General features: G+C 65.5%; 13 protein-coding genes. 5 read left to right on the plus strand and 8 right to left on the minus strand.

What is annotated here, in order from left to right; all coding sequences use genetic code 11:
• Positions 1-585: 585 nt before the first annotated feature.
• The 4 genes from ACFXHE_RS03385 to ACFXHE_RS03400 all read right to left on the minus strand — a co-directional run bounded on the left by ACFXHE_RS03385 (position 586) and on the right by ACFXHE_RS03400 (position 4,295).
• Entirely contained in the window at positions 586-1,884 is a 1,299-nt protein-coding gene (locus tag ACFXHE_RS03385) for an MFS transporter (protein ID WP_379379342.1), read from the minus strand.
• Positions 1,885-2,044: 160 nt separating this feature from the next.
• On the minus strand, positions 2,045-2,428 hold the full coding sequence (locus tag ACFXHE_RS03390; protein ID WP_379379344.1) for a cupin domain-containing protein: 384 nt from the start codon (positions 2,426-2,428) through the stop codon (positions 2,045-2,047).
• Positions 2,429-2,574: 146 nt separating this feature from the next.
• Entirely contained in the window at positions 2,575-3,405 is an 831-nt protein-coding gene (locus tag ACFXHE_RS03395; RefSeq protein ID WP_379379346.1) for an SDR family NAD(P)-dependent oxidoreductase, read from the minus strand.
• 35 nt (positions 3,406-3,440) lie between these two features.
• Positions 3,441-4,295: an alpha/beta fold hydrolase gene (locus ACFXHE_RS03400; protein WP_379379348.1), complete on the minus strand. Its 855-nt coding sequence runs from the start codon at positions 4,293-4,295 to the stop codon at positions 3,441-3,443.
• Positions 4,296-4,521: 226 nt separating this feature from the next.
• Here ACFXHE_RS03400 and ACFXHE_RS03405 point away from each other — a divergent pair, with 226 nt between their 5' ends.
• Both ACFXHE_RS03405 and ACFXHE_RS03410 read left to right on the plus strand, forming a co-directional pair.
• Entirely contained in the window at positions 4,522-5,376 is an 855-nt protein-coding gene (locus ACFXHE_RS03405) for an alpha/beta fold hydrolase (RefSeq protein WP_379379350.1), read from the plus strand.
• Positions 5,377-5,564: 188 nt separating this feature from the next.
• Positions 5,565-6,308: an MBL fold metallo-hydrolase gene (locus ACFXHE_RS03410; RefSeq protein ID WP_379379352.1), complete on the plus strand. Its 744-nt coding sequence runs from the start codon at positions 5,565-5,567 to the stop codon at positions 6,306-6,308.
• A gap of 100 nt (positions 6,309-6,408) precedes the next feature.
• Here the strand turns inward: ACFXHE_RS03410 and ACFXHE_RS03415 are convergent, their stop codons facing one another.
• The 3 genes from ACFXHE_RS03415 to ACFXHE_RS03425 all read right to left on the minus strand — a co-directional run bounded on the left by ACFXHE_RS03415 (position 6,409) and on the right by ACFXHE_RS03425 (position 9,617).
• Positions 6,409-7,308, minus strand: coding sequence for an alpha/beta fold hydrolase (locus tag ACFXHE_RS03415; protein ID WP_379379354.1), 900 nt, complete (start codon positions 7,306-7,308; stop codon positions 6,409-6,411).
• A 153-nt stretch (positions 7,309-7,461) separates the two neighbouring features.
• A complete protein-coding gene (locus tag ACFXHE_RS03420) occupies positions 7,462-8,091 on the minus strand; it encodes an FHA domain-containing protein (protein WP_379379356.1) in 630 nt (209 codons plus the stop codon).
• Positions 8,088-9,617 (minus strand): MDR family MFS transporter, encoded by a 1,530-nt coding sequence (locus ACFXHE_RS03425; protein WP_379379358.1) that lies wholly within the window; start codon positions 9,615-9,617, stop codon positions 8,088-8,090. Before ACFXHE_RS03425 ends, ACFXHE_RS03420 begins: the two co-directional genes overlap by 4 nt.
• Before the next feature lie 238 nt (positions 9,618-9,855).
• On the opposite strand from ACFXHE_RS03425, the gene ACFXHE_RS03430 reads away from it, so the two are divergent.
• Both ACFXHE_RS03430 and ACFXHE_RS03435 read left to right on the plus strand, forming a co-directional pair.
• On the plus strand, positions 9,856-10,566 hold the full coding sequence (locus ACFXHE_RS03430) for an AAA family ATPase (protein ID WP_379379360.1): 711 nt from the start codon (positions 9,856-9,858) through the stop codon (positions 10,564-10,566).
• Positions 10,567-10,662: 96 nt separating this feature from the next.
• A complete protein-coding gene (locus ACFXHE_RS03435) occupies positions 10,663-13,395 on the plus strand; it encodes an AAA family ATPase (protein WP_379379362.1) in 2,733 nt (910 codons plus the stop codon).
• 16 nt (positions 13,396-13,411) lie between these two features.
• On the opposite strand, the gene ACFXHE_RS03440 is transcribed toward ACFXHE_RS03435, so the two are convergent.
• Positions 13,412-14,194: an alpha/beta hydrolase gene (locus ACFXHE_RS03440; RefSeq protein ID WP_379379363.1), complete on the minus strand. Its 783-nt coding sequence runs from the start codon at positions 14,192-14,194 to the stop codon at positions 13,412-13,414.
• A 148-nt stretch (positions 14,195-14,342) separates the two neighbouring features.
• Here ACFXHE_RS03440 and ACFXHE_RS03445 point away from each other — a divergent pair, with 148 nt between their 5' ends.
• Positions 14,343-17,054 (plus strand): AAA family ATPase, encoded by a 2,712-nt coding sequence (locus tag ACFXHE_RS03445; RefSeq protein ID WP_379379365.1) that lies wholly within the window; start codon positions 14,343-14,345, stop codon positions 17,052-17,054.
• Positions 17,055-17,070: the final 16 nt, after the last annotated feature.

Raw genomic sequence — 17,070 nt, forward strand, 5'->3', positions numbered from 1 at the left:
AAACGCGCAGATACCGAGCGCATCGATGCGTTCGGCATCGACCTCGGACCGGGTGGTCAGATAGCACACCGCGGCCTTGATATCTTCGACTCGGTGGTTCGGGTCTTCCAGACCCGGGGCTCGCCACCGCTCTCGCCCTGGCACGCAGCATCGAAAGTCAGTGTCACAAAGCCCTTTTCAGCAAGGAAACCGACCGCGCCGATGCTGGTGAAGTTCTACACCAGCATGTCCTCCCCGGTATGGACGAAGACGCAGCTGCCCGCGCCGCCAGCTCGCGAAAAAGGCCCGGAACCTGATGGTTCCGGGCCTTTTTGCCTAGTAGCGGGGACAGGATTTGAACCTGCGACCTCTGGGTTATGAGCCAACCGGACACCGTCCAGGACGTGCCGCCATATTCCACCACGTCCTATCTATACAGGTCAGAACGCTTTCAACCATCCAGCTTGTCCACGTGATCCCATACCGTCTGTCGGGTCCCGCCCCATCGTGATGCCAATTTTGATGCCAAATCGACCCGACCGCCGCGACAGCACGGACAGGCTCGAGCAGTTGCCCCGCGTATGCCTCCCCGGCTCCTGTGCAGGCTCAGCTCGCGCGGCGCGCAGTGCGCATTGCCAGCACACCGGTGACGCTCACCAGGCCACCCGCCATCAGGTACAGCGCGACGGGCCACGAGGCTCCACCGGACCAGTGCACGAGTGCGGTTCCGACCAGTGGAACCAGGCCGCCGCCGAGCACCGCCCCGAGTTGGTATCCCAACGACAGACCGCTGTACCGGACGCGAACGTCGAAGGCCTCGGTGAACGCCGCGGCCAGCGGGCCGAGCATGGCGCCGGTGCCCATCTGAGCAATGCAGATCGCCAGGGTGAGGAGCACGGGTTGCTTGGTATCCAGCAACCAGTAGAGCGGGAACGCGACCAGAGTATTGAAAATCGCTCCGCCCAACATGATTCGCAATGCGCCATAGCGGTCGCTCAAATGCCCGAACAGCAGAGCCGAAGGCAAGAGAAGGAACTGAGCGAGCAAAGTCGCGCGCTGCAGTACCGGCTGCGCGATGTGCAAGGTGTTCAGTCCGTAGGACAGGACGAAGGTGATGAGGGTGAAGGTCATCATGGTCAGCCCGGTATTCGTGGCTGCCACGATCACGATCTGCCGCCACGCTGTTCGCCACACCCGCAGCCAAGGCCATCGAACCAGATCGTCTTTGTCCCTGTGGATTTCGAATTCGGGCGTCTCCGGCAATCCCGAACGCACCAGCAACGTCACCACGGTCGGCACCGCACTGATCAGGAACGGCAAACGCCAACCCCAAGTGATGAACTCGGTCCCGGCCACCGTATGCGCAAACAACGAGGCAAGGCCGGCGAGCACCGAACCACCGACCAGGGCGGTGATGATCCAGCTGCCGTACCAGCCCCGACGACCGGGCGACGCATGTTCGACGGCGACCAGGATCCCACCACCGACTTCACCACCGACGAAGAAGCCCTGCACGACCCGCAGCAGCACCAGCGTCAGCGGCGCCAGCGCACCGATCGCGGCGTAGGTCGGAAGCACACCGATCGCCACCGTCGCAAGCCCACCTACACCCACCGACAGCAGCAATACAGGCTTGCGCCCCAACCGATCACCGAGATTTCCCAACACCGCCGCCCCGAACAGCCGGGCGACGAAACCGGCACCGAAGGTCGCGAACGACAACAGCACGCCAACCCATGGAGCGGCCGCCGGGAAGAACAGCTTCCCGAACACACTTGCCGCCGCGAGGCCGTAGGTCAGAAAGTCGTACAGCTCGACCACGCTGCCCAGCGCGCCGGCCAACGCGGCCCGACGTCCTTCCGGCGAAATGGTCACTCGCTCTGTGCCCGGGTATGTCCGATACATTTCGATCTCCTGTTGCGCGATTACGTCGAATTCGGCACCTCTTCGTTGAGCTACCCGTGAGTTACACCGCGTCCGGTCGATGGCGCGCTTTTGCCCACGATTGGGTCAGGTTCTTCTTGGAGTCGAACTCTGTTCTGCGATATCCGGATGCAGCGAGCTCTTATCGGTCGCATTCGGGGGCGGGTTCGTCCTCCGACAGCGGGCTGTGGGATGGCAGGACGTAGAGCACGTCCAGAACCAGTGGCTCGGATCCCAGGTTGCGGCCGATGTGAACGTAACTGGGACTGGGGGTTTCGACCAAGGACTCGCCCGGATGGTAGATGCCGTCAAGTGTGCAGTCGGAGTGATAGTGGGACAGGACACCGCTGCGCACAGTGCCGTAGACGGGGCCGTCATGATAGTGCCAGCCCGTGGATCCACCAGGTGCGATGGTGATTTCGCGGAGAATATAGTCGGTGCCGCCGATACTGGCCTGGGCAAGAATCGTGCCGGTGACCCCCTCCGCAGGGGTTGCGGCGGCCGGAATCGCCATCGCGGCGGTCACACCTGTAGCCGCTAGCGCTGTCATCGCGGCGTGTATCCCATATCGGGGCGAGTTCCGTACAGTCCGAGTCGATTTCATATACTTCTCCTATCTTTCTGTTGCGCAATGCATCTCGGTTCCACGTTCGGGGAATCAGAGATTCGAGATCAATTGGTGAAGCCGCCACCACAGATGAGGGTCTGCCCGCTGACGAAGTCGGATTCGGGGATACACAACAGGTAGACGGCACCTGCCGCTTCGATCGGGGTTCCGGCACGACCGCGCGGGATCATCTGCTCCATGGCGGTGAACTGGTTCGGGTCGGCGCCTACCTTGACCTTGCGGCCCTCGATGTCGATGGTGCCGTCGCCAGCCATTGAAGCCTCGGTGAGGCGAGTCTTGATGAGGCCGAATGCCACGGCGTTGACCGTGACGTTGTAGCGACCCCACTCCTTGGCAACAGTCTTGGTCAGGCCGATGACGCCTGCCTTGGCCGCCGAGTAATTGGCCTGTCCCACATTGCCTCCGGTACCGACAACCGAGGAAATGTTCACGACCTTGCGGCACGGGACCGGCTCCCCCGCTTCCTTGGCCCGCTTCACCTGGGCTGCGATCACCGGCTGGGCGGCCCGCAGGATCCGGAATGGGGCCGTGAGGTGCACGTCGAGGATGGCGTTCCATTGTTCGTCGGTCATTCGCTGGATCACTGAATCCCACGTGTAGCCAGCGTTGTTGACGATGATGTCGAGTCCGCCGAAAGAGCCGACGGCGGTCTGAACGAAATGCTCGGCGAAACCCGCTGCGGTGACGTTGCCCGCGCATTCGACGGCGTTTCCGCCTGCGGCCTTGATCGTGGCGACCGTTTCCTGGGCGGGTCCGGTATCAAGATCGTTGACCACGACAGCCGCGCCTTCGGAAGCGAGTTTCAGCGCGATCTCGCGGCCGATGCCGCGGCCCGAGCCGGAAACAATGGCTACCTTGCCATCCAGTGTTCCCATGATTCGTTCTCTCCTCGTATATGTTTCGCGTCTACTCAGTGCGCGGCAGAGCTCTTGGCGGCCCGCTCGATGACCTCGGCCACCTTGTCCGGATGCGAGACGGCGACCGAATGCGAGGCCGCGATCTCGATGGACTGGGCGTGCGCCCGCTCGGCCATGAACCGTTGCGCCGCAACGGGAATATTGAGGTCCTCGGTGGTGATCACGTCCCAGCTGGGCTTGTCGGTCCAGGCCGCGGTGGTGGCCTTCTCCTCGAGGGCGGCCTGCAGGATCGGGCGCTGGCTCGCCGCGGCCAGGGCGGCGCGGTCGGCCGGGACATCGGCGGCGAACTGGTCGTGGAACTTGTCCTGCTGGATGTAGAGATCGGTGCCGGTGCTGCCGTCGGCATTGGTGAACGGGACCGGATTCAGTGTGCCCGGCAGGGTCGATCCCGGGTACTTGTTGGTCAGCTCGAGCGCGGACTCCCCCGGCGCGGGGAGGAACGCTGCCACGTATACCAGTGCCTTGACCTGGTCGATTCCGGCCGCGGCGGTGCTGATGACCGATCCGCCGTAGGAGTGCCCGACCAGGACGACGGGTCCGTTGACGTGGCTGATCAGCCCGCGCAGGGTGGTGGCGTCGGAACTCGGCCCGCGCAGTGGATTCGCCGCGGCGACAACGGGATACCCGTCCTTACGCAGCTTGTCGACCACATCGTTCCAGCTGGATCCGTCGGCGAACGCGCCGTGCACCAGCACCACGGTCGGCTTGGGCGCATCCTCGGTGGGCCCGGCGTGGGTGGTAGTGCTCGCGGTGCATGCGACGGCGAGGCTACCGGCCGCCACGGCGGCCGTGACCGCTGCGATCGCCCGGCTCGCGCGCCGGATTCGAGAGCGTCGGATGTCGTCCATTGTGGTGTCCTTTCGAGGAGCGATGAAGCACGTTGTACGGCCCCTACTTTCGCGCCTCGCGCCACACCGCCACATCTGTCAACTGACGCAGGCCACGACCTAATCGCATGGGCCTCGACTGATCGATGCCGTTGCCCGGAAATGCGTCAGTTGACTGATGCCGACGACACCCGCCCGGAATCAGACTTCAACCGCACATCCACTTCGTCATCGAGAAGGAAACACCATGGCCAAGCTGACCGTGGGTCGCGAGAACAGCGACACCATCGACATCTACTACGAAGACCACGGCACCGGCCGACCGGTCGTGCTTATCCACGGATATCCCCTCAACGGCGCCTCCTGGGAGAAGCAGCAGCGGGTGCTGCTCGAGGCCGGTTACCGGGTGATCACCTACGACCGGCGCGGTTTCGGCAAATCCAGCCACCCGACGGTCGGCTACGACTACGACACCTTCACCAACGACCTGTACGCCCTCCTCGAGCACCTGGACCTGAACGACGCCATCCTGGTCGGGTTCTCCATGGGCACCGGTGAAGTCACCCGATACCTGGGCCAGTACGGGTCGGCGCGCATCTCGAAAGCCGTTCTGATGGGCTCGGTTCCGCCGTATCTGCGCAAGACCCAGGACAATCCGGAGGGTGTGGATCAGTCGGTGTTCGACGGCATCAAGGCCGCGGTCCTCGCCGACCGGCCCGCCTACTTCAAGGACTTCCTGGACAACTTCTACAACGTCGACGTGCTGGGCGGCACCCGTATCAGCGAACAGGCCTGGCAGAACAGCTTCAACGTCGCCGTGTCCGCCTCGACCCACGCCGCCTACGCCTGCGTCGACACCTGGCTGACCGACTTCCGCGACGATCTGCCCGCCATCGACGTCCCCGTGCTGCTGATCCACGGCGACGACGACCGCATCCTGCCGTACTCTGCTACCGCGGCCCGGCTCCCCGGCCTCGTCAAGGACCTGACCGTGGTCACCGTGCAGGGCGGTCCGCACAACATCGCCTGGACGCACCCCGAGGTCGTCAACCCCGCGCTGCTCGACTTCCTCGCGAACGACAGCGACACGAACGCGGGCTGACCGCCGCCAGGCGGCGATACCCGGATGAAATCGCAGCGGGCCGCCGACGACATCGGAACGGACGAGCCATCAACCGAACCTTCGATGTCGACGGCGGCCCGCATCAGCATCCGAGTGAACCGCTGGCGCGGCGTCATTCGCGTAACACCCACTGCCACAATCAGATCAAGCATGAGCGAGGATGCGAATTGAAGATCGCACAGGTCTCCGACTCGGTATATGTGGTGTCGGGAACCAATGTCAATTGGGCGTTGGTCAGCGACGGATCCGGCGTCACGATCATTGACGCCGGCTATCCGTTCGACACGAGTACGGTACTCGATTCCGTACGTCAGATCGGTCATGCGCTCGCCGATGTCGCCGCTGTCCTGCTGACCCACGCACACCTCGATCACATCGGCGCGATACCCACGCTCGTCGAGCAGGTCGGCATGGCCGTCTACACCGGCGAATTGGAAGTTCCGCACGCCAAACGTGAGTATTTGCAACAAATCACGGCGTCACAGATGCTGCGACAGCTGACGACACCACGAGGGGCCCGGTGGGTAGTACAGACGGCACGCGCGGTCGCCGGACATCTCGAGATGCGTGTACCCACCGCGCGGGCAGTGGATCCGACAGTGCTGGCGGCGCTGCCTGGCGGATTCGTCGCGATCCCGACACCGGGACATACCGACGGGCATACGGCTTACCTCATGCCCTCCGAAGGGGTGCTGTTCTCCGGGGACGCACTCGTCACCGGGCACCCTCTGCTACCGGGATCCGGACCCCAACTGCTGCCACAAGTGTTCAACCACAACGAGATCCGCACGCGGGCCAGTGTTCACACTCTCGCTATCGAACGGGCGCGTGTCCTGGTCCCCGGGCACGGGAGAGCCGCGCATGGGCATCTACCGACCCTCATCGCCGAATCATCCAGCCTTCACGACTGACCGGCACACTCGAATACCGAACCGCAACAAGCGGATTCGCAAACCTATTTCGCCCTCGGGCCGCATGAGCGGCCCGAGGGCGAAAGTCGTATGCGGTGAGCTAACGGCCCGAGGCGGCGACGAACTCGGCGACCGACTCCGCGAACAGTTCTTCCTGCTCCAAGTGCCCGAAATGCCCACTGTGTTCGAGGATCAACAGGCGCGATCCGGGGATCAGCTTGTGGAGTTCCTCGGCCCAGCGGACACCGCAGATCACGTCGAAGCGGCCACCCACGACCAGAGCGGGCACCCGTAGTTCGGGCAGCCCGGTCCGATCGTCGATGGGGTCGGGCGCGCCGAATTCGTCCAGTCCGGAGATGAAGGTTGCCTGCGTGGCGTTCTGGAAATCGACCCACGGGCTCGGGTCGGCCCAGTACGACGCAACATAGGCCGGGATGATCCCCCGGGCCACACGTACCATCGTCTCGTCGTCGGCGATAGTGGGGAACTCGGCGATCGTCTTCATGACGCCGGGCAGCAGCGGATGCCCGGCATATCGCTCCGCGAGCTCGCCGATCTTGCGTTGAAGTTCGGCGCCGAACTCGGGGCCGGTACTCGGCGCGCTCTCGTACAAGATGACACCGGCCAGCTGGTCGGGACGATGAATCGCGTGGTACTGCGCGACAAAACCCCCGTACGAATGTCCCAGCAGGTGAACGCGGGAAGGCGGGAGGTGGTCGATCAGCGCGGCCAGATGCCGACTGTACAGCTCCCTGGTGTAGCCGTTCGGGTGCGTGGCCAGCCTGCCGGAGGCGCCGGTGCCGGCAGGCTCCAGATAGACCATTGTCAGCCGCTGTTCCAGGGCCGCGGAGCGCAGGTAGTTCCAGTGGATGCCAGGTCCGCCCGGATGGGCTACACACAGCGGTCCGGTGCCGTGAACGTGGTAGCTCAGGGTGATGCCGTCGACGTCGAGGGTGTGCGAACCTTCGGCCAGTGGACCGAAGGTTGAGGGGTTCGCCATGAGTTCTTCCGATCGTGATGGTGGCCGGTGGTTCCGGACACCCGTCGAGACTCGCCTCCCGGACCGCCCCACCGAATCAGTCAGATGACGCTGAATTCGCCCGGCCGCGAGCGGCGTCGTCGCCCACTTCGCCTCGAGCACAACCGGACTGGTTCACATATCTCGCTCGGATACGATCCCGGACTTGATCGCCAGGTTGGCCAATCGGGCGCGCTTCTGGTTCTGCGGCAGGTCTTCGACGCCGAACTTGGCGAACAAGGTCCGCAGATGAACCTTGACGGTGTCGACGGAGAAGAACACCTCGTCGGCGATCCGCTGATTGGTAGCGGGCAGCGCGAACCCATCGATGGCGGTGAGATACGGACGGCACAATGCGATCAAGACCGACCGCTGCGACGCGGTCAACGAATTCAGCGTCGGCAGACCATCGCGGGAAGTCTTTGTACGATCGCCACCGACACCCTCGGTGAAATCATGAAAAGTAATGCGGGACTTGCCCATACGTATCACATCACCGGGTCTCAGCGTGTGACGACCAGCCAGCCGGTCCCCATTGACGAACGTGCCGTTGAGCGAGAGACCACCATCGACCAATGCCCACCGTTCACCCAGGTATTCGGCGACGGCATGCAGACGTGAGATCTCGTCATCCCAGAAGAGCGATACATCCGCCTTCGAGGACCGGCCGATGGTGATACGTGATTGCTTGGGCGACAACCGGAGTTCGCGGTGCCGCCCCTCGCTGTCGTAGACCCTGAAGAAGGGTCCGTCGACACCGGTCACCGCGGTTCCAACGATCGACCGGCGGCGGGATGGTTCCCGTAGGTCTCCGCGGTCTTCCGAGTTGGCCCGAGGAACAGGGCCAAGATGACACCGAGGGCGAGGACAGGGGCAATCCACAGGTATCCCATTGCCGTCGCGTGCGCGAAGGCGTCCAACGCGATGACTCGCAACGCATCGGGCAGCTGCCCGACAGTGTCGGGACGAGCGGCGTCGAAGCCACTGACGGGCGGCAGATTCCTGGTGCGGTCAGCGAAACCTGAGCTCAGGAGAGTGCCGAAGGCAGCGACTCCGAAAGCCGCACCGATGGAACGGGAGAAGGTGACCACCGCACTCGCCGCGCCGAGATCTGATGCCGGCACGCTGTTTTGAACGGTGGTCAGCACGACCATGGGCACCATTCCGATGCCGATCCCCGTGATCAGGAAGTAGACGCTCAACACCACGGTGTGGGTCGCCGCTCCGATGGTGCCCAGCAGGCACAGTCCGGCGAGGTTGGCGATCAGACCTGCCAACAAGATCATCCGTAGCCGTTCGACATGTTCGACCCAACGTCCGGCCAGGGATTGGCTGACGACCAGTCCGGCGACCAACGGCAGCATGTAGATGCCGGAGAGGGTGGCCGAGACCCCGTGGACGATCTGCAGGTAGGTCGGCAGATAGACCAAGACCGCGAACATCGCCGCATTCGCGAAGAAGGCGATCAACGAAGACAGGACGACGGTCCGCGAGGCGAATACGGCGGGGGGCAGAACAGGGGCCGCGGCGTGGCGCTCCACGGGCACCAGAACCACAGACAGGGAGATGGTTCCGGCAATCAACCCGATGATCGCCGGTGAACTCCAGCCCCAGCGCTCACCGAAGGACGTGATCATCACCAGGCCGGTGGCGATGGCAGCCAGAATCATGGAGCCCAGGTAATCGATGTGTGCGGTCACGCCTCTCGTAGCCGACGGCAACACCCGCGCGGCGAGAACCAGCGCGACGATTCCGACCGGCAGATTGACCAGAAACGCCCAGCGCCAGGAGAGTTGGTCGGTGAAGACGCCTCCGAGCAAAGGGCCGATGATGCTGGCGACGCCGTAGACCGAGCCGAACATGCCTTGGTAGCGGCCCCGTTCACTCGGCGCGGCGATGTCACCGACGAGGGCGAAAGTCAGCACGATCATCCCGCCACCCCCGATGCCCTGGAGCACTCGACTGCCGATCAGTTCGATCAGGTTCTGAGCCAGGCCACAAGCCACCGATGCCAGGAGAAAGACCGATGTCGCGGCCAGGTACAGACGCTTGCGGCCGAACATGTCGCCGAGCTTGCCCCACAGCGGAGTGACGGCCGTCGACGCGAGCAAATAAGCAGCGCTGACCCAGGCGATGTTGCTGAAACCGTTGAGATCCTCCGCGATCCGGGGCAAGGCTGTCGAAACGATCGTCTGATCCAAGGCAGCGAGCAGGACTGCCAAGGCCAGGGCACTCATCGCAATGGCGACACGGCCCGCCGGGGCTTCCGGGGGATTCGGTGACTTCGGCATCGAACTGCCTCTCTAGCTGTGGCGAATGTGGTGCTCGGTTCTCAGATTTCCGTGCGGCCCTGCCCGGTCGAACCCGTGTCGAACCCTGGTGTCCGCCCGGCCAGGGACCCGGGCCAGTGCGGGACCCGTGCCCTGGCCCGGGGGGACCAGGGTTCGACGCAGGGGCGATGGGTCGTTGTTTCGGGACAACGTGGACGAGGGATGCCGACGGGCGTCCGTCGCTACGAAGGAGCTGGAAGTGGTGGACTTGCACGGTCGCGCCCACGAACAGGCTGTGCTCGACCGCCTGTTGGTGGACGTGCGCTGCGGGTACAGCCGTGCGCTGGTGTTGCGTGGGGATTCGGGTGTCGGCAAGACCGCGCTGCTGTCGTACCTCGCCGGGCAAGTTCCGGCGAGCCGAGTCATCTCCGCGGTCGGAGTCGAGAGCGAATCAGAGATCACCTACGCGTCGCTCCAGCAGATTTGCGCGCCGCTGCTGGGCTATTTGGACCGATTGCCGGCGGTCCAACGAGCCGCACTGGCGACGGCGTTGGGGCTCAGCGGCGGCGGATCGCCCGGGCACCTGCCGACGGGACTCGGCGTGCTGGGTCTGTTCGCCGAGGCCGCGGTCGACGAACCGCTGGTCTGTGTGGTGGACGACGTGCAGTGGATCGACCGGATGTCCGCCGCCATTCTCGCGTTCGTCGCCCGCCGACTGGACACCGAATCGGTGGCCCTGGTCTTCGCCATCTCCAGCTTCGCCTCCGCGCTCGCGCCTCCCAACGCCGAGTTCCTGTCCGGGCTGCCGGAGCTACGGGTGGACAGACTCCGTGATGAAGACGCCCGGGCGCTTCTGGGCCAGCTACTTCCCGGTTCGGTGTCCGCCCGTGTGCGAGACGGGATTGTCGCCCGAGCACGCGGTAACCCGTTGGCGCTGATGGTGCTGTCGCGCGGAGAGAACAGCTTCTAGACCGGCGGTCCTGCCAATCGACTGGCAGAGCGAAGCCGGTGAACACAGTCGTAGATAGGGAGAGGGCCTGTCGAGATGGAATCGGAAAACACGACGATGGTCGGACGAGAGGTCGAGCAGGCGGAGCTGCTGGCCTTCGTCTCGTCCGCCCAGGGCCGGGCTCTCATCCTGAGAGGGGAGGCCGGGGTCGGCAAGAGTTCGCTGTTGAGCCATGCTGCTGTGACGGCCGAGCACGTGGGCCACACCGTCGTGCGGGCCGCCGGGGTCGAAGCCGAGTCGCAACTGCCTTACGCGGGGCTGCATCAGCTCCTTCATCCACTGCTCACCGAGATCGGCGGGCTGGACGAAGGGAGCCGAGCGGCTTTCGACGCCGTCTTCGGCGGAGTGCCGAGCAATCCGCCATCGGTCATGACGCTCGGCATCGCGGTTCTGGCTCTTCTTTCCCTGGCCAGCGCACACCGGCCGATGCTGCTGATCCTCGACGACGGCGAGTGGCTCGACGATTTCAGTGCGGACGTCTGTGGTTTCGTGGGCCGACGCCTGGCCGGTAGCTCGGTGAAGCTGCTCGTCGCGATCCGCACCGACATCGTGTCGCGCTTCGACACCGCCGCACTGCCCGAACTGCCGGTTGCCGCGCTGTCCTATGACGATGCGGCGCGCTTGCTCGATCGGCGATACCCGAACCTGGACAAGGACATTCGCCGCACGGTGTTGGCGCAGGCACAGGGCAACCCGCTGGCGCTGGTTGAGATGCCCGTCTACTTGGCCGACCGGTCGGGCGAACTGCCGTTGGACGACTTCGGCTCGCACGGCGGATCGATGCCACGTCGGCTCGAGCGTCTGTTCGGCGAACGGATCGCCGCCCTCGACGAGGGCGTGCGGAACGAACTGCTGATGGGTGCCCTCGACGGCGCCGGGACCCGCTCCGACTCCGACACGATCACCGGTGTCCGCTACCGAATGCGCGATGCCGACCAGGCCGTGGCGGCGGGGCTGCTGGACATCGATTCGGCCACCGGTGAATTCGTCTTCCGGCATCCGCTGGTGCGTTCCACGATCGTGCAACTGGCAACACCCAACCAGCGCCGCGCCATCCACCGGACATTGGCGCAGATCCACGAGAGGAATCTCGAGCGCCGGGCGTCGCATCTGGCGGCGGCCACCGTCGATCCCGACGAGGAAGTCGCCGGCGCGCTCGAGGCGGCAGCCGAGTCGGCGACCCGTCGTGGGGGCGCCCTGGCGGCCGTGACCTGGCTGACCCGTGCGGCCGAGCTCAGCGAGAACTCCGGCGAGCGGTCGCGGCGATTGGCTGACGCCGCGTTCGTGGCCGGTCACGCGGCACGCCTCGGTCAAGCCGACCGCATCGTCCGGTCCGACCTCGCCCCCGGCGCGACGGAATCGCCTGCCTCGGTGTTGGCCTACGCCTATCAGGCGCTGTACCAGGACGGGGATGTCCGCTCCACTCACCGACAGGTCTCCGCCGCGATCGCGAGGCTGCGCGACGCCGGAACAGCCGACTCCGGTGAGGTCCGGACGCGGCTGGTAATCCTGTTGCTGGCAATCAGTCAGTACGCCGGAGACCACGCGACGTGGGAGCGTACGCATGAACTCCTCGCTTCGCTGGGCGATTCCATCACCACCCCCGAGCGGATGTACAGCGCCGTCTGGAGTGATGTAATCCGCCGCGGAGCAGCCTGGGCGGGACCGGTGGAACAGGCCACGGCGAATCTCCCGGACCTGGAACCCTGGGAAGTCGGCCGCCTGGCCGTCGCGGCGTATCACCTCGACATCCTGAGCCAGTACCGTCCGTACCTTCAGCACATCGTCGATCGTGAGTTGCGGACCGGTGCCGTGGCCAGCGGCATGGTCATGCTGCACCTGGTAATGCTCGACCAGATGGCCAGCGGTGAATGGAACGAGGCGCAGGACACCGGGCAGCGGAGTCTGGAACTGGCAAGAGAGCACGGACACGACCTGTTCGCCGCACAGAGCCGCGCTTATCTCGCCCAACTCGCGGCGCTTCGCGGGAAGCCCGGGCAAGCAAGAGATCTGCAAGCGGAGGCGGACGCGTGGGCACGGCCCCGCGGACTGGGATTCATCACCCAGGTCGCCGACTCCGCGGGCGCTATTGCCGGGTTGAGCACTGGAGATTATGAGGCCGCATACCTGTATGCCATCGGCATCACCTCACCAGGAACGTTGCGGCCCTACGCCTATCAGGCTTCGCGTACGGTCCTGGATCTCGTCGAGGCCGCCCACCACACCGGCCGCGTCGACCAGGCCCGCGCGCATGCCCTGGCCGCCCGCGATGCCGGGCTGCCGGACATTTCGCAACGCCTGGCGCTGATCACCTACGGTGCGCTGGCGATGACGGCCGAGAGCGAACGCGAAGCCGAGGAGATGTTCGCCCGGGCCGAATCGCACCCCGATGCCGAGCGGTTTCCGTTCGAGCTGGCTCGGATTCGGCTGGCGCACGGGATCCGGGTGCGTCACGTCCAGGGCAGAGCCGCGGCTCGGCGATACCTGGTTCCGGCATTGGAGGCGTTCGAGCGGCTCGGCGCGGCGGGCTGGGTGGAGCGGGCGCAGGCCGAGGTGCGCGCCACGGGCACCCCGCCGCGCGCCTCGACCCTGAACCTGGCGTCATTGACCTTGCAGGAACGCCGGATTGCCGATTTGGCTGCCGCCGGATTGACGAACAAGGAGATCGGTAAGCGGATGCATCTGTCGTCGCGTACGGTCAGCTCACACCTGTACCGGATCTTTCCCAAGCTCGGCATCACGACCCGGGCGGCGCTTCGCGATGCGTTGACCCGGACAGCGGACGTCTGACGGCGGCGCTCAGCGCTTATGCGGTCACGGCTGCGATGCCATTGGTGGCCAGCCAGGTCAGGACAAAGTCGGCGACCGAACGCCAGCCGCTGTCGAACGCGAGCGAATGGCCTCGATCAGCGAACTGCTTGAGATCGGTGACGGCTGGGGAATCGCCGTACAGCTTGTACACCGAGCGGGTAACCGCGTCCGGGACCATCCGGTCCTCCTGCCCTGAGATGAGCAGCAGGGGTCCTCGCGCAGGGTTTGCGGTGTTCACGGTGCGAGCAGGACCGATCAGCGTGGGGCCGAGCCCGAGATCGGACAGCAGCTGGACCGGTATCGGGACGGCGTACTGCTCGAAGAGTCGCTCGGCTTCCCCGTCATCGACCGCATTGGCGACCGCATTCCGGAACTGTGCCCGCAACAGCGATCCCGAATACTGTTGCCGCGCTCGGGGACTGCGGATGTCGCCCAGCGGTATCCCATTGATGGGCAAAGGTGCGAGGGCGACCGCGGCACGGCCGAGGCCATCTCCGAGAAGTTGCTGGGCGATCAGACCGCCGACGGAGTGTCCGACTAGGACCGGCGGGTTGTCGTACGAGCGGACGATCCGCTCATAGTGTGTGGTGAGCGCGCTGAGCCCGAGGCTGTCCACTGGGCCGGGGTCGGCGCGGACTAGAGCGGCGGTGGCGGATTCGCCGGGCCAGCTCGGGACTCTGGCCGCGAAACCGTGTGAGGTGAGTTTCTCTGCCCAGCCCTCCCATGACGACATGTGGAAACATGCACCGTGGATGAGGACTACTTGGGTTTGTTTCACGGACCAACCTTCCGGTGACAAACGGCGACCCCGCCGCTGGCGTAGTGGCATTCCGTCCAGGATCACCGAGTCGGAACTCGACGAAAACCGTCGGATGACTTAAGAAGTGACTCGCGAGCATGCGCTTTTCCACCGCTGAAGGATCGTGATGTTGTTTGGCCGACGCACCGAGTGCGCGAGATTGGATGCCCTGCTGAAGGAGGCTCGGGACGGACACAGCGCCGTGCTGGTCGTCCTCGGCGAGGCAGGCGTGGGGAAAACCGCGCTGCTCGACTACGCCCTGCACGCCGGTGCCGACGTTCGAATTCTGCGAGTCGCCGGGGTCGAGTCCGAGATGGAGCTGCCCTACGCGGCCTTGCACCAGCTGTGCATGCCGCTGCTGGGCATGGTCGAGCACCTGCCGACGCCCCAGACCGAAGCGCTGGCAACGATTTTCGGCTTGCGCGGTGGTGAAGCACCGAGTCCGTTTCTCGTCGGGCTCGGCGTGCTCAATCTTCTCGCCGAAGCGGCGCGCGAGCAGCCGCTGTTGTGTGTGGTGGACGACGCGCACTGGCTCGATAGCGCCTCGGCGCAAGTGGTGGCGTTCGTGGCGCGTCGGCTGCGGGCCGAGTCGACGCTCATGCTGATCGCCAGCCGCGAGCCGATCGCGAGCATGCATGGTCTGAACGAACTGATGGTTCCGGGCCTCGGCTCGGACGCCGCCCTCCAACTGTTGAATTCAGCGTTACGGTGGCCGCTCGACCGAGGTGTCCGGGCCGCGATCCTCGCGGAGGCCAGGGGTAATCCGCTGGCACTGCTCGAACTCGCGCTGGCCTCGCCCGACCGGCTCGCCGGCGGGTTCGGCCTCATCGACGCTTCCCCATTGTCGGGACGCATCGAAGACAGCTTCCGAAGCCGCATCGCCGAGCTGCCCGTCGACTCCCGGGAACTACTGCTGCTCGCAGCCGCCGACTCGACTGGCGATCCCGTGCTCATCTGGCGGGCCGCGGCAGTGCTCGGGCTGGGTCCCGCAGCCACCGATGCGGCCGAAGAGGCGGAGTTGCTCACCATCGGAGTACGGATCACGTTCCGCCATCCGCTGGTACGTTCTGCCGTTTATCACGCTGCCGAGACCGACGCCCGCAGGCGGGTCCATCGGGCTCTGGCCGAGGCGACGTCACCAATGGCCGATCCGGACCGCCGCGCCTGGCACCTCGCCCATGCGGCCGAAGGCCCGGACGAAGCGGTGGCCGCGGAGTTGGAGACATCCGCGAACCGAGCACAGTCTCGCGGCGGTTTGGCCGCCGCGGCGGCGTTCCTCGAGCGGGCGGCGGCCTTGACGGCAGACCCGGCACTGCGCGCCGAACGCGAACTCGCGGCAGCCTCGGCCAAGTACCACGCCGGTGCCCCGGAAGGGGCTCGGATCCTGCTCGACCGGGCGGACTCCGGCCCGCACGACGAGCTGCGCTCAGCCCGAGTCGGTCAGCTGCGTGCGTACATGGCCTTCGCGACCGGCGACTCCGCCCGCGCCCCGGAGCTGCTGCTGGCAATGGCGCAACGGTTCGAACAGCTCGATCCGGTCCAGTCGCGCGACACCTACTTGGACGCCATCACCTACGCGTTGCTGGCGGGCCGGTACGGCGGCAAGGTGACGGTGAAGGACGTGGCAGCGGCCGCGCTGTCGGCGCCTCGCCCGCGACAACCGCCGCGCGCGCAAGACCTACTACTCGACGCATACGCGGTGCTGTTCACCGAAGGCCACGGTCCGGGAACGCCGTTGGTGCGGCGGGCTTTGGACGCGTTTCGTAGTGACGAACTGCCGGTCGACGATGCGACTCGTTGGCTCGTCGTCGCCGCGCACGGCAGCTATGAGGTCTGGGACGACACGGCCTGGGAGGAGATCACCGAACTGAACGTCCGCCATACCCGAGAAACGGGCGCGCTGACCATGTTGCCGGTTGTGCTGACACAGAGGATTGCCGCGCATCTACACGCCGGCCAGTTTCAAGCAGCGGCGGACCTGCTCGCCGAGTCCGAGATCGTCGCCGAGGCGACCGGGATTTCCCGTCCCGCCTATGACGCCGCGGCGGTGGCCGCCTGGCACGGTCAAGCCGATGCCCCCGGCCTGATCGCCGCTGCCGGGCGAACTGCGGCCGAGCGCGGCGAGGGCCTCGGATACACATTGGTCAACTACACGAATGCGGTCCTGCACAACGGTTTTAGCCGCTTCGCCGAGGCCAGGGATGCGGCCGCGCTGGCGGCCGCCGACCCGCGAGAGACGGCTTTCGCGGCCTGGTCCCTCAGTGAACTCGTCGAGGCAGCGGTCCGCTGCGGTGACCAGACCCAGGCGACGCAGGCGATGGATCGACTGGCCACGACCACCGCGCCCAGCGGGACCGAATGGGGCCTGGGCGTAGAAGCTCGTTGCCGAGCCCTCCTCACCGACGGTCCCGCGGCCGAGCGCCTATATCGCGAGGCGATCGAGCGACTCGAACGCAGTCGCGGCGTCGTGGCGCTGGCCAGGGCGCATTTGCTCTACGGGGAGTGGTTGCGCGGGCAGGGAACCGAAGCGGCCACCCGACGCGAATTGAACACGGCGCATTCGATGTTCGTCGAGATCGGTGCCGAAGCATTCGCGGAGCGCGCACGCCTCGGACTCGCCGCGTGCGGCGTTTCTGTGTCGCGAACGTCCACGCGGCCGACAGCGGAACTCACCGAACAGGAACTCCGAATCGCCGAGCGTGCACGCGCCGGACGTTCGAACGCCGAGATCGGTGCGGAACTGTTCCTCAGCGCGAGAACCATCGAGTGGCACCTGCGCAAGGTATTCACCAAACTCGGAATCAGCTCCCGCCGAGAGCTTCTCACCGTACTTACCTAGCTCGGTCTTCCGGAAC

This window comes from Nocardia sp. NPDC059229, from assembly GCF_042754165.1.
GTDB lineage: Bacteria > Actinomycetota > Actinomycetes > Mycobacteriales > Mycobacteriaceae > Nocardia.

What these genes read in the sequence shown, in the direction of transcription:
- ACFXHE_RS03385 (WP_379379342.1), bottom strand. Translation starts at nt 1,884, where the DNA reads ATGTATCGGACATACCCGGGCACAGAGCGAGTGACCATTTCGCCGGAA.
- ACFXHE_RS03395 (WP_379379346.1), bottom strand. Translation starts at nt 3,405, where the DNA reads ATGGGAACACTGGATGGCAAGGTAGCCATTGTTTCCGGCTCGGGCCGC.
- ACFXHE_RS03400 (WP_379379348.1), bottom strand. Translation starts at nt 4,295, where the DNA reads ATGGACGACATCCGACGCTCTCGAATCCGGCGCGCGAGCCGGGCGATC.
- ACFXHE_RS03405 (WP_379379350.1), top strand. Translation starts at nt 4,522, where the DNA reads ATGGCCAAGCTGACCGTGGGTCGCGAGAACAGCGACACCATCGACATC.
- ACFXHE_RS03415 (WP_379379354.1), bottom strand. Translation starts at nt 7,308, where the DNA reads ATGGCGAACCCCTCAACCTTCGGTCCACTGGCCGAAGGTTCGCACACC.
- ACFXHE_RS03425 (WP_379379358.1), bottom strand. Translation starts at nt 9,617, where the DNA reads ATGCCGAAGTCACCGAATCCCCCGGAAGCCCCGGCGGGCCGTGTCGCC.
- ACFXHE_RS03435 (WP_379379362.1), top strand. Translation starts at nt 10,663, where the DNA reads ATGGTCGGACGAGAGGTCGAGCAGGCGGAGCTGCTGGCCTTCGTCTCG.
- ACFXHE_RS03445 (WP_379379365.1), top strand. Translation starts at nt 14,343, where the DNA reads ATGTTGTTTGGCCGACGCACCGAGTGCGCGAGATTGGATGCCCTGCTG.